Origin of the sequence: Capnocytophaga bilenii (assembly GCF_017565765.1) — a bacterium.
Lineage (GTDB): Bacteria > Bacteroidota > Bacteroidia > Flavobacteriales > Flavobacteriaceae > Capnocytophaga > Capnocytophaga bilenii.
This window is the reverse complement of record NZ_JAGDYP010000005.1, coordinates 158343-182271: the sequence shown is the minus strand read 5'-3', so window position 1 is coordinate 182271 and position 23929 is coordinate 158343. Positions and strand designations below refer to the sequence as shown.

The window sequence follows — 23929 nt, the reverse complement described above, 5'->3', positions numbered from 1 at the left end:
TCAACTTTCATCTGGTATTATCCAAAGTGCAATATCTCGTTTTCTTATTTCATCTATTATTTTTGCAACCTTATGTTTTTCTATTTCTAATCTTTTTAAATTCTTAATAAGCGATATATCATCTATTTCTTTGATAAAATCATTGTCAAACAAACAGAGCTCTTTTAGATTTGGCAATTGCTCTAAGCCTTCTAAACTTTCTATTTTGGAGTCATAACTTACATTTAAATGCTCAAGAGACTTCAATTTACTAAACGGAAGAAAGTTTTTAAAAGGACAAGATAGCATCTCAATATATTTTAATTTTTTGCATACCTCCAAGCCATCAAAAGTTTGCGGGTCATCATAATAAGTATGAACTGCATACAATTCTCGCAAATTAGGAGTATTTTTAAATGAAGAAAAATCAAAACCTTTCAACTTTATATGTAATTTTTTGAGCTTGGGCAATGTAACATCTATTTCTTTAAAATGTTCAGCATCCAATTTCTCAAGCAAAGGAATATAAGCTCCTTTCAAACTATTAACCGAATAAGGCAATACCAACTCCCGTAAAAAAGGTAAACATACATCTTTTAAACTATCTGTTTCAAAATCTCCTATATCTAAACTCCTCAAAGAAGGCAAATGAGCTTCTGCCAACGAATATACATCATCTAAAGTGCACCTCAAAAAATTTATACTTTTTACAGTATCAGCAAAAGGCAAAAAATCATCAAATGATTTTATATCCTTATCCATAAAAAATAATTCCACAGGTATTCCTCTGTATAATCGTATGGAATGCCATACCCTTGATGGGAATAAATGATTTTTAAATTGTATTTATCGGTAAAATAGGTGTACATAAATAGATGCATTATTAAAAAATACTTTGCCAAAGTTTTTATAGCCTGTTGTGCTACAACCTTTGGCAAAGTTATATTTTATTAATCAGTATCGCCCGTGCGACTTGTGCCCATAAGCATCAGGTAGGCTTTCAAGAATTCATCGAGCTCACCATTCATTACGCTATCTACATCGGTAGATTCGTAATTAGTACGTACATCCTTTACGAGTTTGTAAGGGTGCATCACATAGTTGCGTATTTGCGAACCCCATTCTATCTTCATTTTGCCTGCCTCTATTTCATCGCGTTTGGCTTGACGCTTTTTTAGCTCTATTTCATACAACTGCGATTTGAGCAACTGCAATGCCTTGTTTTTATTATCAAGCTGACTGCGGGTTTCGGAGTTCTCAATAATAATACCTGTGGGGTGGTGACGCAAGCGCACTGCGGTCTCTACTTTGTTTACATTCTGTCCGCCAGCCCCACTTGAGCGCATCGTCTCAAAGGTAATATCTGCAGGGTTGATTTCTATTTCAATAGTGTCATCTGCCAGCGGATATACATATACCGAGGCAAATGAGGTATGGCGTTTGGCATTGCTATCAAAGGGTGAAATACGTACCAACCTATGTACCCCATTCTCTCCTTTGAGGTAGCCAAAAGCATATTCACCTTCAATTTCAATAGTAACTGTTTTAATACCAGCCACATCGCCCTCTTGAAAGTTCAGTGTTTTTACCTTGTATTTCTGGTTGTTGCACCACATTGTATACATACGCAAGAGCATTGAAGCCCAGTCGCAACTTTCAGTACCACCAGCTCCTGCTGTAATTTGCAATACAGCACTCATAGCATCTCCCTCATCTGAAAGCATATTGCGGAACTCCAAAGCCTCAATAGCGTGTAGGGCTTGGGTGTATTGCTGATCTATCTCTTCGGCTGTGGCTTCTCCTTCTTTAAAAAAATCAAGTAGTACTTCTACATCCGAGGTAAGACTTTCGGCTTCCTCGTAGTCTTCTACCCATTTTTTTTTAGTGCGAAGCTCACGCATTACTTTTTCTGCTTCTTTAGCATTGTCCCAAAAGTTAGGTGCAAAAGTCTTTTCTTCTTCGTTACTTATTTCAATGCGTTTGGCATCTATGTCAAAGATACCTCCTTAACGCACCCAGGCGATTCACTAAATCCTTTACTTGTTCGGTGTTTGTCATTTTTTAATTCTTAACTCTTATTTCTTACCTAAATTAAACTTTCAATATTTCAGCTTCTTTAGTAGCCAATACTTCTTCTACTTTTTTGATGTATTTATCAGTAAGTTTTTGTACACGCTCTTCAGCATCTTTCTTGATATCGTCAGAAGTTTCTACTTTTTTTATCTCCTTATTTGCTTCTTGTCGGGCATTTCGCACACTTATTTTAGCATCTTCCCCTTCTCCTTTAGCTTGTTTTACCAATTCACGGCGGCGTTCTTCAGTAAGCGGTGGGACAGTGATAATCACCATTTCGCCGTTGTTCATAGGGTTAAAACCTAAGTTGGCTATCTGGATAGCTTTTTCAATAGGCTGAATCATCTTCTTTTCCCAAGGCTGAATAGAGATGGTACGAGAATCAGGAGCTGATACGTTAGCAACTTGGCTTAGAGGTGTTTGTGCTCCGTAATAATCTACCATTACACTGCTTACCATTTGCGGACTTGCTTTGCCTGCACGAATATTGCCCAATGCTTTATCCAAGTGTTGCAATGCTTCTTGCATCGCTTCTGATGTACTGTCTAAGATAATATTAATTTCTTCGTTCATTGTATTTGTTTTTATTTATTAAATGTTAGTTATTAGGAATTAGTTTTGTTTGATAGTAACTTTTCTATTTTCATTTGTAGGTTATTATTCTTCTTATGAAAGAAGAAAATAGCCACAATCAATAAAATTGTCAATAATGGTTGTATAATCACAAACAAATAGATGTTCACTGCTTCATAAGTAGTTCCAAAAGAATCTGCTAATAAATACAAGCCTTCCACTGCAAGGTCAAAACATCTATGTAATAGATTTTGTTCCATTAGCATTGTGCTTTTAATTGTTTAATAAAGCGCTTTTTCTCTCTGTATTGCACGTATTTAACTACAAAAAGTAGCAAAAGAGCAATATCTACCATAGGCATTAGAAAAATAAAGACAATAGCATTCACTTCTTTATAGGTAAACCCTGTGAAATTTGCCAATGATTGCATTACTTCACAACACCAATTGAATAATACTTTCATTAATCATTTTAATCATTAACCATTAACCATTAACCATTAACCATTAATCATCAACCATTAATCATTAATCATTAACCATTAATCATTAACCATTAATCATTGTTCTTATTTCTTCTTGTATATTTCTTCAAAAGGAAGCCTAAAACGTTCTCCCCGAATGCCTTGATCTTCACGCAGTCCGCAAGATACGAGCATATTCACTTCTGCTCCATAAGGCAGGTGTAATATCTTTTTTACGCGTCGGCTATCAAAGCCTTCTATAGGACAGGTGTCATAGCCTGCTTCTGCCATTGCCAGCATAAAGGTTTGCGCTACCAATCCGCAACTCTTGTGTACATTCACCCGCATATCACTTTCAGAAACGAGTTGCATCATAGGGTGAAACCAACTGCTAACTACCCCAAAAGTCTTGCGCAAAAGACCCAAAAGACCAAAACACCTGCTAAAGAGAAAAGGCATCAGCTGGTTGTAAAACTTCTCTTGTTCCTTGATGCGCTTGGCTTGTTTCTCTGGCGGACTATTGCGCTGTATATTACCGCGTTCAAACTCTAAAACCTTCTTGGCGTGCAGACGGTGTTTGTCCTGTCGGGTAACGAATACTACCATTTGCTGTGCTGTAGTAGCCGTTTGCTGGTCAAGGCAAGCGTGTCCCAGTTTTTTGAGTAGTTCCTTATCGGTGATGTGATATACTTCATACAACTGCATATTATAGGTGGTAGGAGCCAGAGTAGCCAATTTAAGGCACTCCCGCACCTTCTCTTCACTAATAGGCGTAGGAGCGTAATAACGCACCGCCCTTCTAAAATCTAAAATGTCTTTTAACATATTGTTTATTTGTTGTTAGTTGTTAGAGAATGATGAGAAACTCATAGGGTTTGGAGTTTTATAAGGGGCTCCGAGTTACTTATCACTACACTTTGCCAAAGGTCGTAGCACAACAAGCAATTATAAACTTTGGCAAAGTTTATATCAAAATCTAATCATTAACCATTAATCATTAACCATTAACCATTAATCATTAACTACGGTTCCTACATTTTCCCCTGCTACTACTTTAGCGAGATTGCCTTTTTTGTTCATATCAAATACAATAATAGGCAAATGGTTCTCTTGGCTAAGGGTAAAAGCAGTCATATCCATTATTTTCAAGTTTTTGTCAATACATTCATTGAAAGAAATGTTATTGAATTTTACTGCATTAGGATCTTTCTCAGGGTCAGCTGTATAGATACCATCTACACGAGTGCCTTTAAGAATTACATCAGCATTGATTTCAATAGCGCGAAGTACTGCTGCCGAGTCGGTTGTAAAGTAAGGATTGCCAGTACCTGCTCCAAAAATAACCACACGTCCTTTCTCTAAGTGGCGTACTGCACGGCGTTTGATAAACGGCTCTGCTATAGATTCCATCTTGATAGCTGTTTGTAAGCGGGTAAAGATACCTTCGTCTTCCAAAGCACTTTGCAGAGCTAGTGAGTTAATAACCGTAGCGAGCATACCCATATAGTCGCCTTGCACTCTATCCATACCATTGCTAGCCCCTGCTACTCCTCGAAAAATATTGCCGCCACCAATCACTATAGCTACTTCTACACCTTGTTTTACTACCTCTTTAATTTCAGTAGCATACTCCTTTAAACGAGCAGAGTCTATCCCGTACTGGCGACTTCCCATAAGGGCTTCCCCGCTGAGCTTGAGTAAAATCCTTTTATATTTCATAGTTATAGAAATAATTTTGTTAATCATTAAAATTTTACAAAAGTACTTATTTTTATCAGAACTACCAAATAATTAACAAAAGTTTTTTTTGAAGTGTCAGATTATCATACTCAGTGAAATCCTTTTGCGCACACTATCAAGGGCTACCACCTTTACTTGTACTTGCTGATGTAACTTTACTACCTCATTCACATCGGTAATATAATCGTCTTTTAGTTGCGAAATATGCACTAATCCACTTTCTTTGATACCTATATCTACAAAACAACCAAAAGCAGTAATGTTGTTTACGATGCCGTTTAGTATCATTCCCTCGCGTAGGTCGTCAAAGGTTTTTACATTGGGGTCAAACTCAAATACTTTGGCTTTCTCGCGTGGGTCAAGTCCTGGTTTTTCTAATTCTTTTAGTACATCTTTTAGATACAATTCTCCTGCCGTATCGGTTTGGTAGTTTTTTATGTTGATATTTGCAATGGCTTGTTTGTTGGCTATTAGCTTTTCTACCGAAATACCTATGTCTTTAGCCATCTGTTTTACTATGGGATAGGCTTCAGGGTGTACTGCCGAATTGTCTAACGGATTTTTGGGGTTGTGCACTCGCAAAAAAGCTACCGCTTGCTGATATACTTTATCTCCAAGTCGAGGTACTTTCTTCAGCTCTTCACGCTTGTTAAAGGCTCCGTTGGTAGAACGATAATTTACGATGTTTTCTGCCATCTTTTCGCCTATCCCCGACACGTAACTCAATAACGACTTGCTCGCAGTATTTAGGTTTACGCCTACTTTGTTTACGCAACGTATTACCGTAGCATCTAGTTCGTCTTTCAGTAGCGATTGATTTACATCGTGCTGATATTGTCCTACTCCTATTGATTTGGGGTCTATTTTTACTAATTCAGCCAAAGGGTCGGCTAAGCGTCTGCCTATAGATACTGCGCCTCGTACTGTTACATCGTAATCGGGAAATTCATCACGGGCTATTTTAGATGCTGAATAAACTGAGGCACCCGCCTCGCTCACTACAAACACATCTACAGGGGTAGCAAAACGAATATTCTTTACAAAGCTTTCGGTTTCGCGCGAAGCAGTTCCATTGCCTATACTAATAGCTTCAATGGCGTGTTTGCTTACCATTGTTTGTAGCTTTTTAGCCGCTTCGGCAGTGTTTTGTTGTGGAGGGTGTGGATAAATCACATCGTGCTGCAGTAGGTCGCCTTTCTCGTCTAAGCATACCACTTTGCACCCTGTGCGGTATCCTGGGTCAATAGCTATAATGCGTTTTTCTCCCAGTGGCGAAGCCAATAACAGCTGTGATAAGTTTTCAGAAAATACACTTATTGCTTTCTCATCAGCTTTATTTTTAGCTTCTTGCAATATTTCGTTAGAAATGGAAGGCTCTAATAATCGTTTGTAGCTATCTTTTATGGTTTTTCTCAAGAAATTGGCAGTTTCGCCTTCACTTTTAATGAGGTTATCTTCTATAAAAGGCAAAGTATCTTCAGGAGCTACCTGTACTTTCATCTTGATAAAACCTTCTTTCTCAGCGCGCAACATTGCCAATAAGCGATGTGAAGGGGCTTTGCTGAGTGGCTCGTCCCATTCAAAATACTGCTCGTATTTTTGTGCCTCCTCCTCATTGGCTTTATCTTTTTGTACTTCGGTAATTACGGCAGCTTTTCGCTGAAATATTCTTCGTAAACTGCGGCGCACATAGGTATTTTCATTTATCCATTCGGCTATTATATCCGATGCCCCTTGTAGTGCTTCTTCTTCGGTAGTTACTTTATCGGATAGGTATTTGGCAGCTAATAGTTCAAGATTATTTACTCGCTGGCTCATTATTTGTTTGGCGAGTGGTTCCAATCCCTTTTCTTTAGCTACATCGGCTTTGGTTTTTCGTTTTTTCTTGTAAGGCAAGTAAAGGTCTTCCAATTCATTGAGTTCAAAAGAGTCTTCTATACGCTTGCGAAGGTCATCGGTGAGCTTACCTTGTTCTTCTATAGAGGATAATATGGTTTCTTTTCGTTTTAGGATATTGTCGTACTCACTTTGGGCTTTAGCTATTTGTTCAATCGCTACTTCGTCTAAATTCTGAGTATGGTCTTTTCTATAGCGAGCAATAAAGGGTATGGTGCAGCCTTCGGCAAGTAGCAACAGAGTGTTTTCAATAGATTTTTCGGTGAGTTGTGTTTTGCTTTTTATAAATTGAATGTTTGTCAAAATAATATAGTTATAAGGTTAAAATTTAATTTCGTGAGATTCGTAAGGGGCTGTATTGGGGGTAAAAATGCGCGCTGTGAGTTCGCCTTTTAGGCTGATGGATTCACCTTCCACCCGAATCCAGCTTCCTTCGCGCAAGCCTACAACGGGTATATTGTTAAAATTTAGAAACTCTTTTATGCGGGTTTCGCGAGTTTCTCCTTGGTGCTTGCTATGTGGGTCGGGGTCTATATAATGCGGATTGATGTTGAAAGGCACAAGCCCTAAAGTGTTGAAACTAGGGGGGTAGATGATAGGCATATCGTTGGTAGTTTGCATTGTTACTCCTGCGATATTAGTACCTGCACTACTGCCCATATAGGGGCAACCATTTAGCACGGCTTCTCGCAAGGGTGCTATGAGCTGTTGCTGATATAATTGGGTAACTAATAGAAATGTATTGCCACCGCCTGTAAAGATAGCTTGGGCATTACGTAGGGTTTCTGCTGGATTTGCAAAGGTGTGGAGCCCTATAATTTCTTTTCCTATTTTTTTAAAAGCCTTGTGGGCTATGGCAGTATATTCATCGTGGCTGATGCCGCTGGGGCGTGCATAGGGGATAAATATGATTTGGTTTATACCTTCAAAAAAATTGATTAATTCATCTTGCAAATAAGATAAATAAGTGCCTCCATAAACAGTGGAAGTGCTTGCTAATAAAAGTTTTTTCATAACGATAGTACATTAAAAACAGCTGACAAAAGTAGGGTGTTTTTTTATATTATCAAAGAAAAAAGGGTATTTTTTGTGTAACGCTGTATAGGCTTAAAGTTTGGGGTAATTTATTTATCCTTCGCTCAACCTTCGCTTATCCTTCGCTCAACCTTCGCTCAACCTTCGCTCAAGGTTCGCTGGGAAGAATTCTGAATTTTGAATTCTGAATTTTGAATTGGTGGGTGGAATTGGCGGAAGAACAAAATTCGCAATTGAGAATTCGTAATTCAAAATTATTTTGTACCTTTGTGCCATTAATAACGAATATTATTTACTATATGAAGTTTGAAACGAAAGCAATTCACGGTGTAAGGCATACTAATAACCCTACTAGTGAGAATTGGGGGAGCACAGTTAATTTTGCTACTACTTTTCCTATCAAGGAGTTTGGAGTAGAGCAGGAATTTGAATACAGCAGGGTATCAAGCCCTACTCGTAAGGATTTTGAAACGCTTATTGCAAAATTGGAAAGCGGAAAATACGGTTTTGGATTTTCTTCGGGTATGGCGGCTACGAGTTCTGTATTTACGATGTTTAAAGCTGGCGACCACTTCGTTTTCGGCTTAGATATTTATGGGGGTACTTACCGCATTATGCACGATATTTTCAATCAATTTGGTTTTGAATCTACTTTTGTTGATACCACCGATTTGGCTAAAGTGGAAGCTGCGGTAAAACCTAATACGAAAGCTATCTTTATAGAATCACCTTCAAACCCACTATTGGATGTTACTGATATAGTAGGGGTTGTGGCTATTGCTAAAAAACACAATTTGCTTACGATTGTGGATAATACATTTATGTCGCCTGTACTACAACGTCCTTTGGAATTGGGAGCTGATATTGTATTACACAGTGCTACTAAGTATATAGGCGGTCATAACGATATTATTGCAGGGGCTGCGGTGGTGAACGATGAAGGTTTGGCAGAGAAAATACGCTTTGCCCAAGTGGCTTTGGGAGCATTGGTCTCTCCTTTTGATAGCTGGTTGTTGCTAAGAAGTATGAAAACCTTAAAATTACGCGTAGAAAAAGCACAAGAGAACACGCTAAAACTCTTGGCATTTCTTAAAACTCACCCTGAAGTAGTGAAAGTGTATTACCCTACTGAAAATGACAATAAAGGTAAAGCAATACACGAAAAGCAAGCGAGTGGGGGAGGTGCTGTATTTTCATTCACTGTAAAAAGCGAGGCAAAGGCAAAGTCGTTTTTTGAGAGTCTAAAAATAGCTTTATTTGCAGTTAGCTTGGGAGGGGTAGAAACTTTGGTGACACACCCAAGCACGCTTACCCATACAGAGTTTCCTGAGGAAGAAAAAGTAGCTCGAGGGGTTACTCGTACGCTTATACGTGTGGCAGTGGGACTGGAAGATGCTGATGACCTAATAGCAGACTTTAAGCAAGCGTTAGAAAAATAATTAACTAAAAAACATATAATAATGAGAGTAGCAGTAGTAGGTGTTACGGGTATGGTGGGCAATGTGATGCTCGAAGTACTTGCAGAACACAAATTTCCCGTTACAGAGTTGATACCTGTAGCTTCAGAAAAATCAGTAGGAAAAAAAATTACCTTTCAAGGTACTGAATATACTGTGATAGGATTACAACAAGCCGTATCACTCAAGCCCGATGTAGCACTTTTCTCGGCAGGAGCAAGTGTATCTAAGGAATGGGCTCCTAAATTTGCTCAAGTAGGTACTACAGTGGTAGATAATTCATCGGCATGGCGTATGGACGAGACTAAAAAACTCGTTATTCCTGAAATCAATGCTGATGTGCTTACTAAAGACGATAAAATTATCGCTAATCCTAATTGCTCTACTATCCAAATGCTGATGGCTTTAGCACCTTTACAAAAAAAATACGGCATTAAGCGTATTGTGGTTTCTACTTACCAATCTATTACAGGGACAGGTGTAAAGGCAGTGCGCCAGCTGGAAAACGAATATAAGGGCGAAAAAGGCGAAATGGCTTACCATTACCAAATACACCGCAATGCGATTCCTCATTGTGATGTGTTTGAAGATAACGGCTATACTAAAGAAGAAATGAAATTGGTACGCGAAACAAAGAAAATTTTGCGTGATGATAGTATTGCTGTTACGGCTACAGCGGTACGTATCCCTGTAGTGGGCGGACACAGTGAAGCAGTGAATGTAGAGCTTAAAACCGATTTTGATATCAATGAAGTACGTACACTTTTGGCACAATCGGCAGGTATAAAGGTGCAAGACAATACCGATACGAATACTTACCCTATGCCGCTATATGCTCACGGAAAAGACGATGTATTTGTGGGGCGTATTCGCCGCGATGAGTCGCAACCTAATACACTCAACTTATGGGTAGTAGCAGATAACCTTCGCAAAGGTGCAGCTACTAATACTATCCAAATAGCGGAGTACTTAATAGCGCATAAATTGTTATAATACTTGTTTTTAGGTAATAAAAAAAGCTGCCCGATTAAAAGGCAGCTTTTTATTTTCTTATCTTTATCACTTAAAAGCGATAGGTGATACCTACATTCAGTCCGATAGATGAGTAAGGAGCATCGGGGGCACCTTTTCCTTCCCAATCATAAGAACTTTCTAAAAGAGGTGCCATTTGGTTAGCCAATTGCTTATAGGCAGCCAATCTTTCATTGCCAGCAGGTAGGGCTTGTAGTAATCTTACGTAGTTTTTAAACTCATCTACACTTATAGTTCTGTTTATACCCCCTATAGTCTGTGAGGCTTTGAAGTTTTCTAATTTTGATTCCTTACGAGGTACATTGATATTTAAGTACTCACCTTCGACAAATAGAGATACGTTTTTAGTTAGCTCGAAACGATAGCCTACTCCTCCTATAAAACCAAAAGGCATTTTGCCGTGGAAACTGCTCTCAAACTCAGTATTTAAGCCAATAACAGCATTAGGAGGTGCTAATGGGACAAACATATTCATCGGTAAATTGGCATTTAGGCTGGTTTTTACAGTTGTTTTTCCACCTATTTTGGTTACAGCTCCAGCGCGTACGTAAAGGTTATCGGTAATATCATATACCAATGACAACGAAGCACCAAACGCACGCCCGTGAGCTTTCATATCTATGATTTTATTCTTATTGGTTTGTACGTTATTACCGTGTAAGTAACCTAAAGCGAGCTCGACAGCTAAGTTGTTATAGAAGTAATAACCACCGCGTAATTGAGCTTGTAGCCCTTCGCCATAGCTACCTTTTAAATCAGTAATAGTGTTAGGATCGGAGGCATCTTTACCTAATACTTTTTGGCTGGACGGGAAGCCATAGCCTCCACTTACTGATACATACGTTTTTTGCGCATAAATAGTTGCTGCTCCTAAAAAGGCTACAACTGATAGTAAAATTTTTTTCATTGTTTATTTATAATTTCTTCAATTTTTTCAGTAGGTCTTCCAATTACAGCAGAGTTGCCATTTACTACTATAGGGCGTTCTACTAGCTTAGGATATTGCACCATAGCGTCAATAATTTCCTCATCGGTAAGTTGTTTTTCGGCAAAGAGCTCTTGCCAAATAGCTTCTTTGGTACGAACCAAATCTATGGGTGCTATATGCAGTTTGGCAAGTAAGGCTTTTAATTCTTCGGCAGTGAAGCCTTCTTTTAGGTAATTTACTACCTCATATTCTTTGCCTGAGGCTTTTAGCAGGTCTAAACCACAGCGCGATTTAGAACATTTAGGGTTATGGTAAATTTTTATCATACTAATATTACTTCTATGCCACGTTTTTCTAATTCATCTACAAATTCAGGGTCGGCATTGTTATCTGTTATAAGCATATCTATTTTTTCTACATAACAGATAAATCCAAAGCCGCGCTTGTGTATCTTTGAAGAGTCGGCAAGGACGATAGTTTTATCTACCCGTTCAATCATTTTGCGATTTAGGTGTGCTTCACCTACGTTGGTAGAGCTTAGACCATAGTCTAAGTCGATGCCTTCAATACCTAAGAATAGGGTAGTGCAGGAAAAATTATTAAGAGTTTCTTCTGCTAATACACCTACTGTTGAGGTTGAGTTTTTACGTACTTCCCCCCCTAAGTGAATAGTATTGACATTGGGGTTTTTGCATACCTCTAGAGCTACACGCAACGAAGGAGTAAGTACGGTAAGGTTGCGCAGCCCGAAGAGTTTTTGAGCCAATAAGTGTGCTGTAGAGCCCGATGATAGAATGATAAACTCATTCTCTTTGATATAATCTAAAGCCTTTGTAATAATACGGCTTTTTTCCTCTACATTTAGTGTTTCTTTTTCACTAACCGTTTGGTCAAAAACGTAGCGCATTTGTTTGCTTGCACCTCCGTGAGTGCGATGCAAATAACCTTCCTCTTCTAAAAGAGTGAGGTCTTTTCTAATGGTTACAACCGATACTTTAAGTCTATCACTCAGCTCACTAACGCTGATGTATCTTTTAGTTTCTAAACTTTCTAGAATCTTTGCTTGGCGTTCATTTAGCACTTTCATACATATCGTTTTGAGAATTATTAATTTCGGCGCAAAGATAGAAATAATAACGAAAAAAACAAAAGAAATAGAAATAAAAAAAGATTTTTTTATTGTTTAATCTATAGAAAAGGGCTACCCAAAAAGTTTTTTTTAACTTTTGGATAGCCCATTTTTTTATACAAATGATGAGATAATTACATTAGTTAATCATCTAATAGTGTCATTTCTTCAATAGATTCTTCGTCTTCGTCTTGGGAATCTTCTTTTACTTCAGTAGTTGTTTTTGGCTCTAAACGGAGGTCGTTGAGGTTATAAGTAACCATAAAATTGTCTAAATCACCTAAAAAATCTTTGGTTATTGCTACTTTTAAGGCTGCATTTTCCATATTTAGGTGGATATTCTCGGTATTGCTATGTACCATAAAGTAAATAGACTGGTTACCTTTGTGTTTATCTATCAGTTTTTTGTAGTTTTGTACCAAATCGGGGGTTATATCTTGTATATTGAGATGTAAGGTTATCTTTTTAGAGAGTTGAGAAAGTACATCGGGCAACTGCATTACTTGCACAAACTGCATACGAGGTTCACCTCGTTGCTGGGTTTCTTTATTGATATAGCCTTCTACAACTCTAAACTTGATATACAAAAACGCACTGGGCACCATATAGCGTTGGTACTCTAAGTAATCTTTATCAAAGATTCTAAATTCATAAGAGCCGTCATAATCCTCAAGGGTGAAAAAACCGAAGCCTTTACCATTTTTGCTGGTGCGGTGTTGCACTTCAGTTACCATTCCTGCCACGCTGATTTCGCGTCCTATGAAGGGGGTAAGACTTTGGAGTTGTGCCAAGCCTATATTGCAAAAATAGCGTATTGTATGCTTAAAATCATCTAAGGGGTGTCCTGAAATATAGATACCTACAACTTCTTTTTCGCGGCGTAGCTGCTCTATATTGCCCCACGACTCGCACTTGGGTAGGGTAGGTTCGGGTATTTCGGCTTCGTCTATTCCTCCAAACAAACTCATCTGAGCAGAGTTCTTACTTTCTTGATATTTATTACCAAAACGTATGGCTTTTTCTATAAAGGGTATACCATCAGCTTCGGCATAAAAGTACTGAGCGCGGTGGCTATTGGCAAAAGAATCAAAACCTCCAGCTAAAGCGATACTCTCAAAGGCTTTTTTGTTGATATTCTTATAATCTACACGCTTAGCCAAGTCAAAAATGGAGCTATAGGGGCGTTCTTGTCGGTTTTCTACAATCGTATCTACAGCAGCTTTTCCTACTCCTTTTACGGCACCCATACCAAAGCGTATATCGCCATTTTTGTTGACAGCGAATTTATATAACGATTCATTTACATCAGGAGGTAATACCTTTACGCCCATACGATGACATTCTTCAAGGAAAAAAGTAATCGTTTTGATGTCGCCCATATTGTTAGAAAGTACGGCAGCCATATACTCGGCAGGATAGTTGGCTTTGAGATAAGCCGTTTGATAGCCTACCCACGCATAGCAGGTGGAGTGCGATTTGTTGAAGGCATAGGCAGCAAACTTCTCCCAGTCTGCCCATATTTTATCTAATTTCTTACTATCGTGCCCGCGTTCTGATGCTTGTGTGATGAATTTAGGTTTCATCTTTTCCAGCACGGCTATTTGCTTTTTACCCATTGCCTTACGGAGCATATCGGCTTCGCCTTTGGTAAAGCCAGCTAACTTCTGCGATAGCAACATTACCTGCTCCTGATATACAGTAATACCATAGGTTTCTTCCAGATACTCTTTCATATCGGGCAAATCGTATTCTATAGGTTCGATACCATGCTTACGGCGGATAAAACTTGGTATGTATTCTAAAGGTCCTGGACGATAGAGGGCATTCATTGCTATCAAATCGGCAAAAACAGTGGGCTTAAGCTCGCGCATATATTTTTGCATACCTGTGGACTCGTATTGGAATATACCTACTGTTTCGCCTCGCTGAAAGAGTTCGTATGTTTTTTTATCATCTAAGGGAAAGGCTTCAGCATTAAGCTCGATGCCGTGTCTTTGCTTGATATTTTCAATGGTATCTTTGATGAGGGTAAGGGTACTGAGCCCTAAAAAGTCCATTTTCAGCAAACCAGCACTTTCTACTACCGAGTTATCGAACTGGGTAACGAATAGGTCGGAATCTTTGGCTAAGGCAACAGGCACAAAATTGGTAATATCATCGGGGGTTATAATCACCCCACAGGCGTGAATACCGGTGTTGCGCACTGAGCCTTCAATAATATTTGCTTGCTGAATAGTTTGGTTGCTCTCTACATCGCCTTCGCCTGCCAAGAGTTGTTTGAGTTCGTCTACTTTAGGAAGCTCTTCGCTGCGTACCTTTTCGCGTAGCTCTTTGTCATTCCATTTGAAAAGTTTTTTCAATGAAAGTCCGGGTGGTTTAGAGGGGACTAAAGCTGCTAATCGGTTTGATTCTTGCAGCGGCACATCTAATACGCGGGCAGTATCTTTAATAGCTGATTTGGCAGCCATCTTACCATAAGTGATGATACGTGCTACTTGGCTCTCGCCGTATTTATCAATTACGTAGTTAATGACATCTTGCCTACCAGAATCTTCAAAATCTATATCGATATCGGGCATCGACACACGGTCTGGATTGAGGAAACGCTCAAACAGCAGGTCGTACTTTATGGGATCCATATTGGTAATATCCAAACAATAAGCTACTGCCGACCCTGCTGCCGACCCACGACCGGGGCCTACCGAAACGCCCATTTTGCGGGCTGCTGCAATAAAATCTTGTACTATCAAAAAATAACCAGGGTAGCCTGTTTTTTCAATAATAGAAAGTTCAAAATCTAATCGCTCGCGTATTTCATCGGTAATTTCAGGATATTTGCGTTTAGCCCCTTCGTAGGTTAAATGGCGTAGATAATTATTTTCACCTTTCTTACCTGTGGGGTCGTCAGCCACCTGAAAAGGTTCGGGAATATCAAATTTAGGCAAGAGTATATCGCGTGCCAAACCATAGGGTGTTACCTTGTCGAGAATTTCTTGAATATTGAGTATGGCTTGCGGTATATCTTTGAAAAGTGCCTTCATCTCGGCACTTGTTTTGAAGTAATATTCGTCATTAGGCATACCGAAGCGATAACCACGTCCGAGACCTATAGGGGTTTTCTGCTTCTCGCCGTCTTTCACACATAACAAAATATCGTGGGCACTGGCATCTTTTTTATGAATGTAGAAAGTATTGTTGGTGGCAACTAACTTTACTTGGTGTTTTTTGGAGAATTCTACCAATACGTTGTTTATATGGTCTTCTTCCTGCTGCCCGTGTCGCATTACTTCTAAATAAAAATCTTCACCAAAGAGGTCTTTCCACCACAATAGGGCTTCTTCAGCTTGCTTAGTACCTATATTGAGTATTTTGGAAGGAATTTCGCCATTAATACCACCTGAAAGTACTATCAAATCGTTTTTATACTCAGCTACAATTGCCTTATCAATACGAGGAACGTAATAAAATCCCTTTGTAGAAGCTATTGAAGCCATTTTGATAAGATTTTGATAGCCTTCTTTGTTTTTAGCTAATATAACGACTTGGTAACCATTATCTTGATGGCTTCTATCTAAGTGATTTTCACAAATATTGAACTCACAGCCTATAATGGGTTTGACAATGGTCTCGGTAGGAGTCTCTCCTTTTTCTTCAGCTTCTTTGTTTTTAGACTCTGCCTCTTTATTGTGTTTTTGTACTTCTTGCACGAAGAGGAAAGCAGCCATCATATTACCGCTATCGGTGAGAGCTACAGCGGGCATTTTCTCTTGGGCTGTAATTTTTACCAAATCACTTATGGCTGTAGTAGACTGTAAAATAGAGTATTGGGTGTGATTATGTAGGTGTGCAAAAGCAGCTGTTTGTAGCAGTGCCACCTCTTCTTCGGAAGCGATTATTTCGGGGGAGTCACCTTTGCTGCGCAGTGCCTCTGAAGCATCTTTGAGATTTACGTGTTGTAAGCCTATAGGCTGAATGGGGGCTTTGTGATGTGATTGAAACTCTCGCAGATAATCGGGGGTGAAAGTACCAGCAGCAAAGCCATCGCCACGCCTTATAAGTTCAAAGAAACAGCGTGCGGTAGCCTCAACATCGGCAGTGGCATTATGCGCTTCTGAAAAAGGTATGCCGAATAGAAAAGAATGTAACTCGGTAAGGGTAGGTAACTTATAGCGCCCTCCTTTTCCCCCTGCTATTTGGCAGAGGTTGGCAGTCGTCTCTGTACAAGTATCTAACACGGGCATCGTAGTAAGCGGACTTTCCACTCCATAACGATAGAACTCAGCTCCCATAATATTAATATCGAAGCCAATGTTTTGCCCCACCACATATTGGGTTTTACTTAGTGCTTGATTGAAGGCTGCAAAAACCTCAGCAATAGGCACCCCCTGCGTTTCGGCTAATTTAGTAGAGATGCCATGTACTTTTTCGGCATCATAAGGTATATCAAAACCATCAGGGGCAATTAAGAAGTCTTGATGTTCTATAAGGTTACCCCACTGGTCGTGCAACTGCCACGCTATCTGCACGGCACGAGGCCAATTGGCACTATCGGTAATTGGTGCTTTATAATTACGAGGCAAGCCCGTAGTTTCGGTATCGAATATTAAGTACATTTTTTTCTAAATTACAGCCCATCCCCATTTGTCTTTATTCTTATCAAACGAAAGAATGGCTTTAGCTTTTATTATTTGATTGTTTTTCCATTGATTTTTTTCGATGAGGTTTTTAGAAACAAAAACACCTCCTACAAAACCAGCCCCTGATGGAATAATCCTAAGCTGTCCTTCAACAGCTTTTATAGCTTCACAATCAGCTTCATTCCCTTTTTGAGCAGACAAGAGTTTATACGCTTTTTTAGCCTCATCAAAAATTTCTAATCTTACTTTTAACACATCTCCTTTCTTAGGTGATTTAAGGATTCTGTCATATTTAAAGGAACCATTTTTAAAAGTATCTTTTATAAAATTTGCAATTTTCTTCTCATCATTCACACTTGTTATAACTACAATATCTTCAGATATATCTTGGTATAACAAAGCCTCAGACTGTCCTTTGTGTTGGTTATATAAGATAAAGTTGTTTTTTAAAGGCTTTGCTTGTGCATACCAATGTTCTTGTTGCCATTGTTGTATCTCGTAAGGTACTTTTTTATTATTTTCTTGTTTTTCTTTTAGAACTATCTCTATTTCAGTACGCGCTTCATTGAATAACTCCCTATTGATAAGTTCTTTAGTAAAACTTACACGAAGTTTTCCTAAAAATTCTTCTTTACCTCCCAAACTTAAAGCCTTACACAAGCAAGCAAATGATACTTCTTTATTAGTCATTATTTCACTCATCAGTTGCCATACCCAAAAATCATTTTGTTTCTTTTTTGCAAAAGGCAAGAATGTATTAAAGGTTTCTTCTTTATCTGAAAGTAGCTCTAACTCCATTTTAGTTTTGAAGTATGGTAGAAAAGTGTAATTAGCGTGTGTCTCTATCCATTGTGCTAAGATAGGTAAAAATTTACTGATATGTTCTTTGTTAAGTTTATAACTTATAATTCCAAATTCATTGGGTATAGGATCTCCTTGTAGAACTTTCCTACTGTATACAGTATATACTTGTTCTGCTAAAGGCATAATCTGTCTACCATTATACTCTTTAGGTTCAAAGTCCTCAGGGCGTAAGAAATTTAAGCAATTTTTAATTGCTTCTATGTATTGATATGAATTTTTATAGGTTTTATGTAATTGCTCTATCAAAGCAGAAAAAGCCTCTGATGGAAGAGTGAAATAGATACCTTTTAGGCTATCAAATAATAAATTAGCTTGTTGATAATTTATATTTCCTTGTTTACGAAGAGCTGAAAACATTTTGACATACTGCCAAAGTAAATTGTCAAAAATCATTACTTCTTCCGGAGGAAACTGTATGTTTTTGAGATTTTGTACATTGGTTAAAAAAGCGTTTAAATTGTTTTCTTCAGCAGCTTTTTTAGCATACTCATAATACACCCATCCCAAAGCTCTCTTTCTATAAATATCAAGAGGAGCTTCGTTGTGTTCAGTCAAAGCCATTTGAAAAGCTTCATCTAGTTTTCCTTGCTTACGAAGTTCTTTTACTTGGTTAAAGGACATATTCTTTTAGTTTTTGGATTAATAGTTGTAATTTTTGGTCATTTACACCATTCATTGATTTAGGTATAGCTCTTGTGAGTTGTTCTTTGTTGTTGAAATAAAACTGTATGTATGCGCCTTTACCATTATCAGTTTTCAAATAATAAAGCACATAATAGTCTTTAGATCTTTCTTCTATATTGGTAATAGTAACCTCAGCATCTTCACAAGCCGACTGCATTAGTCTGTAAAGTTTCTCAAACAGAGGAGTAGAAGGTGCGTAATCTATATCAAAAGTAATATCAGTATTAGGTTTATTGAGCAATATTAATACCTCAACTTGCCAAGCTGTAGCATTGCAGTGTAAAGGTTTAAAATCTTTAAAAACTCCTGCTCCCGTATGAAAAACATCGAAAGCATCTATTTCCCCTCCATTACTAATTATGTAACGTTCTTGATAATCACCTTTACTTTCTACTCTTTCTACCTTATAAGGAGTGGTTTCCAAATTAGCTACAATTTCCCAATATTTTAAACTTTTAGCCCGATGTTGCCCCTCAGTATGAAAAGGGGATAAAGGAATATTTTCTATACTAATCGTTTCCTTAGGCATTTTAGCAACAGCCCCTATTTGTCCTATCTGAAAAGAAGAAAAACAAGTGATATGAGGTGCATTCGCTGCATAACATTTATTTACTGCACGAGTAGTCGCAGTATAGCTCCAACGTAAGGCATCATTGTTAAGCCCAACGCGTCCAGAGTAATCTACAAAGACTGTATCCCACTCGCCTCCTTGAGCTTTATGACAAGTGATAGCATAACCATACTTTACACGTAAAGCATTGAAAAAAGGGTCTGTTTTGAGAAGTTCTTTAAATTCTCGAGAGCCAACTTTATACAGATTTCTATATTTTTCCGTGAAACGTATTTTAAAATCAATATAAAGTGCTTTTAATTCTATAGGTGTTAAAGCTCTTTCTTTAGAATTTAGTAAGGTATCAATAATATAACACTCTATAATAATATCACTTTCTTCAGGAATCACTTTTACTTTTCTAAATGCAAGAGTTATAGTTTTTTTTATTCCCTCTTCAAAAACAGGAATATTACTACGTACTGTTAATTTATCTTCAACTTCAAGTACCTTTACCATATCTCCATTAAACAATTCCACTTGTTTATTGTAGTTATTTTGGTTAATAAGTAATATATCACCAGGCACTACATTGGGGCTATTAGGGAAAATTTTAGAACGTATATTTTGGTTGTAATGTAAGCATTGTGTATTAGATTGCGCTATGATTACACTTTGAGATAAGTGAGGTATAGGATACATATTTACATATTTATCTGCTATTTCTTCAATCCCTAATTTAACAAAAGTATGGTCATAGTCAAACCTCAGTTCTGTTCGCTTTTCTTGTGCTAAAAGAGCACGAATTTTTGTAGCATTTTCAAGAATAAGATTATTATCTTGTCGTACTACTTTAGTCATTTCAGCTTGTATAGGTTTTAAGCCCATATTTTCAAAGAAAGTAGGATTTAAAGCCTGAGAAATAGCTTCTCCTACAGGGGGTAATTGAGCAGGGTCGCCTACAAAAATAACTTTATTATTAGCCTCTCTCACACGAGTATAAGTAATCAAATCTTCTAAAAGTATATCTGTACCAAACTTAAGATTTTCATTTTTATTTTCCATATTAGAAACCATAGATGCTTCATCTATAATAAAGATATATCCTTCTTCTCCCATCAAAGATCTAAGAGGAGCTAAAAAATAACAATTATCTTCTCCTAAAATTATATCTTCAAGAGCATAAATACTTTTATGAATCGTTGCCCCTTGTCCCACTTTCTTCCTTAAAATCTTAGCCGCACGACCTGTTGGTGCCATTACTTGGCACCTTTTTTTTTCTTCGTTTAGGTATCTTACTAATCCTTTTAGTAAGGTAGTTTTACCACTACCCGCATATCCTTTTAGGATAAATATTTTAGCATCCGAGTTGAGAAACTCAGTTATCTTTTCCAATGCATTATGCTGGTCATTGGTAAGAGTAAGGTTCTGAAAATGGTCAAAAATGGTAGGCATAGTTTAAATTACTTTGATGATAGTATATATAGTATTTAATAACATTATATTTTCTTGTTCTTCTACAATATTTTGTTTTCTTATAGATTCAGGGTGAATTATATTATTCCTTTTTTCGCAAATAGTACTTATCTCTGAAAATATATTTTTTACATCTCCTCCTAAATGGTTATATATATAGATTATCTTAGACTTTGTAGAAATATCTTTATCATCTTTATACTCTTCAAAACATTCTTTTTTCTCATTATACCATTCAATAGGAGTAATATTTTTTCCTTTTTTTAAGAATCTTCCTTCTACATAAAAGATAGTTATGAGTTCAATAATTTTAAATAAAGAAATATATGATAGCTTAAAATAGTTATTACTTTCTGTCTTTTTCAAACACTCAAAAGCAGTCTCTAACTGAAGTATAATTTCATTTTTTAATTCATTTTCTTTTTTATTGGATCCTTTTTTCTCCAAATATATTTTAATTTCGTTCATAATACTATAAGCTTCTTTAAGAAAAGTCATACGTATACTTTTCTCCATTACTTTCTGAAAGTTATTTATAGTATCTTGTGTAAAATTAGGGTCAACACTATTTTCAGGAGCTTCTTTAATGATAAAACCGTCTGCACCTGAACTTTCTAAGGTTTGTAAGTTCCAAATCTTGTTGGTAGCTGAAAAGATTATCACTTGTATACCTGCATTATACTCCTTAATAGCTTTTAATATTTGTACGCTTGTAACTTCTTGAATAGGAACATTTTTAGAGAAATCACTACTATGCAGGCGAAAATCAAGAATCACAATATCCGTATTATCTTCTTTTATTTTCTGTATAGATGAGCTAATTATTTCGTTCTTTGATAAAGTTTTATAGTCTATGTCTAACGAGATATAATTCAACTCATTATTGTCATAAAGTATGGTAGCAAAAATTTCATTCCATCCTTTTTCTGCTTCATCATCAATATATAATATTTTAGGGTTCTTATTATTTTTTTCTATTTTGATAGACGATAATTCTTTACTCTTAGTAATAGGATAAATAGTTTTAAGATACTTGAAATACAAACTATTTTCTATATTTTTAGCTATTATTTCTATATCATCGTCATTAGTATTAATAGTTGTAGCCCATCGATAGACTGCCCACTCATTAGTAATACTATGGTTGTCTTTCGGAGAAACAAGTGCTAACTTTTTTATCTCGTTAGGTAAATCACTTTTTTCTAATGAAGATAGTAGTTCATCTTTATCAATTTTTTGGATAGCCTCTACTGAATAGTCTATAAGTTTTACATTTTTAGTTTTCAGAATATTAAAACAAGGATGTGCTAATAACTTCTCATAGCCAACAAAACCATAGATATAAATATTACTTAATTGAATAGGCGTTTCAGTACAACGTATATGACTAGCCAATCGTAAGCCATTATAATCTGACAATGAGTTTCCAAAACACAAAGGAATAAAGACATTATCACATCTTTTTCCGTTTAATTCTTTTGTAAGAATATTATGCAAACGTTCATCTGAAAAACTACCCTCCTGTCCGTACAAAGTTATTTCAAAAGGATTATCAAAAGGATTATTAATATAATCTTCACTTGTGAAAAATATTAAATTCTGACAATTAGATTTTATGCTATCACCAGTATTATTCCTATTTCTTATATTTAATTCATCATATAAAGCCTTTTCAAGTTCTGGAGACTCTCCGTACAAAAGATAATTGATATTTAATGTACCTCCTTTTATTTTCAATAAAAAAATAGCTAAATTACTATAAAAAACACTTACTGGTAAATCAATTCTACCTTCTCTCCTTTTTCGCTCATTTTTACTCCCACTAAACACTCCTATTGAAATTTTTTTTTCTTCACGCCAATAATCATAAATTTGATTCTTAATATTTTCATCAGGAAAAGACTCGTGTAAAAAAATGATATCCCCTTTATTTAAAATATCTTCTGAAAACTCTTCTTTTTTATGGATAGTTTTTACAATAGTATTATATTGGACAAAACGTTCCTTTGTCCAACCATATTCTATTTGTCTATTTATTTGTTCATCTATAAGATATATCATCATTTTAATCTTAATATATATTTAACCCCATTTATTTGGGCAACTTCTTTTTTTTCACGTTCTTTAGGAACATATTTTTGATCTTTCCATTCTCCATCCCACAAATTAATTTCATAACTCTTATTCTCTTCATTAAAATCTGCCTGTATATATAAATTAGCTATCCCATTAATCTTGTTAATAAGATTTGTTTGAGAAACCCCTATTCTTTCAATGGCGTTATTAGAACTTTTCCCATAAAAAGGGTAATGAGGATGGATATGATGAATCACAAAATAAACTTGTTCCCTATCTTCATAAAAAGATAAGATAATTTTATGTTTTTCATTTTCTTTTAAGGCATATCCATCTGTTTTTATTAGTTCTTCTGTACTAATATGTAATATTTTATCATATATTTGTAATAACTTATCTACATCTGTAAAAAGTTCTATGTCTGTTCTAAAATTACTAAAGATAAAATCAATATTTTTTCCCCATTTAGTTTTATTTCTATATTCTAAAAGGTCTTTTAAAGAATTACCTGAACGAATATGAAATAAATTTTTAAAATGAATTACCAAATCAGAAAAATCTCGTATATTTTTACCATTTAACTTTGATGTAAAAGGTTTTTTTAGTTTAAAAAAAACCTTTTGCTTCTCTTTTAAAGTGTTATTGGGATGGGGAATACAATTAAGATTTTTATCAGACCAATCTAATAATTCCTTATTTGCCCAGTTCATCTCTATATTATCGGAACTCCATTCTTTTTTTTCCCCTTCAGAATTTTTACCTGTAAGATATACTAAAATAAGTGTTTCTATATTATTACTAATAAAGTATTTTTTCTTTTTTTCATTTGTCCTTTTGTTCCCACTCTTATCTACCTCATAAAGTAATTCTTCAAATCTTTTTTGTAATAATTGTTGATGCACTCTAACAGTATAGACATCTGTTTTTGCTATTTCTTTTATATAATCTATAAAATTATAATCTTTATCATCAATAGTGAAACTATTACTAACTTCATGACAAGTGTATTTAAGCAAAGGGTCCTGATTGTAGGCTAACAAAAATTTAGATAAACTTTTTCCTCCAAAAGGATTTATATAATTTTTAGGTAAAGCATTTTCAACTTCTACTTTTTCTTCCTTCTTTCCTGCAATTTTAATCTCCTCAACAATAGCAGCTGCTTTCTTTTTCTCCAAGTTCCCTATTCTATTCTCAAGCAGCACTATATCCTCATTGCGTTCTTGAGCAATGAGTTCTAATATCCTCTTTTTTTGTTCGGGGGTTACCCTGCTACTACTTAATAATTTGTGAGCAAAGTTATACTTATTTCCTGTCATAATCAAGTTTTTACACAAAAT

General features: G+C 36.3%; 19 protein-coding genes. 2 read left to right on the top strand and 17 right to left on the bottom strand.

All coding sequences use genetic code 11. The features are described from left to right. The 9 genes from J4N46_RS08060 to pepE form a co-directional block, all read right to left on the bottom strand. Complete coding sequence (locus tag J4N46_RS08060) at positions 1–756, bottom strand: leucine-rich repeat domain-containing protein (RefSeq protein WP_208058879.1); 756 nt, start codon at positions 754–756, stop codon at positions 1–3. Between the two features lie 173 nt (positions 757–929). After that, a protein-coding gene (gene prfB / locus J4N46_RS08055; protein WP_208058878.1) for a peptide chain release factor 2 occupies positions 930–2037 on the bottom strand; the annotation gives its coding sequence in 2 pieces (ribosomal slippage) (positions 930–1976 and positions 1978–2037; 1107 coding nt in all). A gap of 33 nt (positions 2038–2070) precedes the next feature. Then, positions 2071–2625 carry a ribosome recycling factor gene (gene frr, locus J4N46_RS08050; protein ID WP_208058877.1) on the bottom strand — a complete coding sequence of 185 codons (555 nt, stop codon included), beginning with the start codon at positions 2623–2625 and terminating at the stop codon, positions 2071–2073. A gap of 32 nt (positions 2626–2657) precedes the next feature. Further along, complete coding sequence (locus tag J4N46_RS08045) at positions 2658–2885, bottom strand: hypothetical protein (protein ID WP_208058876.1); 228 nt, start codon at positions 2883–2885, stop codon at positions 2658–2660. Continuing rightward, complete coding sequence (locus J4N46_RS08040; protein WP_208058875.1) at positions 2885–3088, bottom strand: hypothetical protein; 204 nt, start codon at positions 3086–3088, stop codon at positions 2885–2887. Before J4N46_RS08040 ends, J4N46_RS08045 begins: the two co-directional genes overlap by 1 nt. Before the next feature lie 105 nt (positions 3089–3193). Beyond that, on the bottom strand, positions 3194–3913 hold the full coding sequence (locus J4N46_RS08035; RefSeq protein WP_208058874.1) for a nitroreductase family protein: 720 nt from the start codon (positions 3911–3913) through the stop codon (positions 3194–3196). Between the two features lie 186 nt (positions 3914–4099). Then, the gene (gene pyrH, locus J4N46_RS08030) at positions 4100–4807 is read right to left on the bottom strand and encodes a UMP kinase (RefSeq protein WP_208058873.1); all 708 of its coding nucleotides are present in this window, start codon (positions 4805–4807) and stop codon (positions 4100–4102) included. A 96-nt stretch (positions 4808–4903) separates the two neighbouring features. Beyond that, a complete protein-coding gene (locus J4N46_RS08025) occupies positions 4904–7027 on the bottom strand; it encodes a Tex family protein (protein WP_208058872.1) in 2124 nt (707 codons plus the stop codon). A gap of 18 nt (positions 7028–7045) precedes the next feature. Continuing rightward, positions 7046–7738: a dipeptidase PepE gene (pepE, locus tag J4N46_RS08020; protein ID WP_208058871.1), complete on the bottom strand. Its 693-nt coding sequence runs from the start codon at positions 7736–7738 to the stop codon at positions 7046–7048. Positions 7739–8058: 320 nt separating this feature from the next. Here pepE and J4N46_RS08015 point away from each other — a divergent pair, with 320 nt between their 5' ends. After that, complete coding sequence (locus J4N46_RS08015; RefSeq protein ID WP_208058870.1) at positions 8059–9198, top strand: trans-sulfuration enzyme family protein; 1140 nt, start codon at positions 8059–8061, stop codon at positions 9196–9198. Positions 9199–9219: 21 nt separating this feature from the next. Continuing rightward, a complete protein-coding gene (locus J4N46_RS08010) occupies positions 9220–10209 on the top strand; it encodes an aspartate-semialdehyde dehydrogenase (RefSeq protein WP_009414637.1) in 990 nt (329 codons plus the stop codon). Positions 10210–10279: 70 nt separating this feature from the next. Here J4N46_RS08010 and J4N46_RS08005 read toward each other — a convergent pair whose 3' ends face one another. The 8 genes from J4N46_RS08005 to J4N46_RS07970 all read right to left on the bottom strand — a co-directional run bounded on the left by J4N46_RS08005 (position 10280) and on the right by J4N46_RS07970 (position 23908). Next, a complete protein-coding gene (locus J4N46_RS08005) occupies positions 10280–11155 on the bottom strand; it encodes an outer membrane beta-barrel protein (RefSeq protein WP_208058869.1) in 876 nt (291 codons plus the stop codon). After that, positions 11152–11502 (bottom strand): arsenate reductase (glutaredoxin), encoded by a 351-nt coding sequence (gene arsC, locus J4N46_RS08000; protein ID WP_009414635.1) that lies wholly within the window; start codon positions 11500–11502, stop codon positions 11152–11154. The genes J4N46_RS08005 and arsC overlap by 4 nt, the downstream gene beginning before the upstream one ends. After that, positions 11499–12263 carry a DeoR/GlpR family DNA-binding transcription regulator gene (locus tag J4N46_RS07995; RefSeq protein WP_009414634.1) on the bottom strand — a complete coding sequence of 255 codons (765 nt, stop codon included), beginning with the start codon at positions 12261–12263 and terminating at the stop codon, positions 11499–11501. Before J4N46_RS07995 ends, arsC begins: the two co-directional genes overlap by 4 nt. Positions 12264–12448: 185 nt before the next feature. Next, entirely contained in the window at positions 12449–16918 is a 4470-nt protein-coding gene (dnaE, locus tag J4N46_RS07990) for a DNA polymerase III subunit alpha (RefSeq protein WP_208058868.1), read from the bottom strand. Positions 16919–16924: 6 nt separating this feature from the next. Continuing rightward, positions 16925–18427, bottom strand: coding sequence for a DUF7017 domain-containing protein (locus tag J4N46_RS07985; protein ID WP_208058867.1), 1503 nt, complete (start codon positions 18425–18427; stop codon positions 16925–16927). After that, complete coding sequence (locus J4N46_RS07980) at positions 18417–20495, bottom strand: ATP-dependent DNA helicase (RefSeq protein ID WP_208058866.1); 2079 nt, start codon at positions 20493–20495, stop codon at positions 18417–18419. Before J4N46_RS07980 ends, J4N46_RS07985 begins: the two co-directional genes overlap by 11 nt. A gap of 3 nt (positions 20496–20498) precedes the next feature. After that, entirely contained in the window at positions 20499–22580 is a 2082-nt protein-coding gene (locus tag J4N46_RS07975; protein WP_208058865.1) for a response regulator, read from the bottom strand. Continuing rightward, positions 22577–23908 carry a hypothetical protein gene (locus tag J4N46_RS07970; RefSeq protein ID WP_208058864.1) on the bottom strand — a complete coding sequence of 444 codons (1332 nt, stop codon included), beginning with the start codon at positions 23906–23908 and terminating at the stop codon, positions 22577–22579. Before J4N46_RS07970 ends, J4N46_RS07975 begins: the two co-directional genes overlap by 4 nt. Positions 23909–23929: the final 21 nt, after the last annotated feature.

Bases quoted from the DNA above. Each gene is read 5' to 3' on its own strand.
- frr (WP_208058877.1), bottom strand. From the start codon at position 2,625: ATGAACGAAGAAATTAATATTATCTTAGACAGTACATCAGAAGCGATG.
- J4N46_RS08045 (WP_208058876.1), bottom strand. From the start codon at position 2,885: ATGGAACAAAATCTATTACATAGATGTTTTGACCTTGCAGTGGAAGGC.
- J4N46_RS08040 (WP_208058875.1), bottom strand. From the start codon at position 3,088: ATGAAAGTATTATTCAATTGGTGTTGTGAAGTAATGCAATCATTGGCA.
- J4N46_RS08035 (WP_208058874.1), bottom strand. From the start codon at position 3,913: ATGTTAAAAGACATTTTAGATTTTAGAAGGGCGGTGCGTTATTACGCT.
- pyrH (WP_208058873.1), bottom strand. From the start codon at position 4,807: ATGAAATATAAAAGGATTTTACTCAAGCTCAGCGGGGAAGCCCTTATG.
- pepE (WP_208058871.1), bottom strand. From the start codon at position 7,738: ATGAAAAAACTTTTATTAGCAAGCACTTCCACTGTTTATGGAGGCACT.
- J4N46_RS08015 (WP_208058870.1), top strand. From the start codon at position 8,059: ATGAAGTTTGAAACGAAAGCAATTCACGGTGTAAGGCATACTAATAAC.
- J4N46_RS08010 (WP_009414637.1), top strand. From the start codon at position 9,220: ATGAGAGTAGCAGTAGTAGGTGTTACGGGTATGGTGGGCAATGTGATG.
- J4N46_RS08005 (WP_208058869.1), bottom strand. From the start codon at position 11,155: ATGAAAAAAATTTTACTATCAGTTGTAGCCTTTTTAGGAGCAGCAACT.
- arsC (WP_009414635.1), bottom strand. From the start codon at position 11,502: ATGATAAAAATTTACCATAACCCTAAATGTTCTAAATCGCGCTGTGGT.
- J4N46_RS07995 (WP_009414634.1), bottom strand. From the start codon at position 12,263: ATGAAAGTGCTAAATGAACGCCAAGCAAAGATTCTAGAAAGTTTAGAA.
- dnaE (WP_208058868.1), bottom strand. From the start codon at position 16,918: ATGTACTTAATATTCGATACCGAAACTACGGGCTTGCCTCGTAATTAT.
- J4N46_RS07985 (WP_208058867.1), bottom strand. From the start codon at position 18,427: ATGTCCTTTAACCAAGTAAAAGAACTTCGTAAGCAAGGAAAACTAGAT.
- J4N46_RS07980 (WP_208058866.1), bottom strand. From the start codon at position 20,495: ATGCCTACCATTTTTGACCATTTTCAGAACCTTACTCTTACCAATGAC.
- J4N46_RS07975 (WP_208058865.1), bottom strand. From the start codon at position 22,580: ATGATGATATATCTTATAGATGAACAAATAAATAGACAAATAGAATAT.
- J4N46_RS07970 (WP_208058864.1), bottom strand. From the start codon at position 23,908: ATGACAGGAAATAAGTATAACTTTGCTCACAAATTATTAAGTAGTAGC.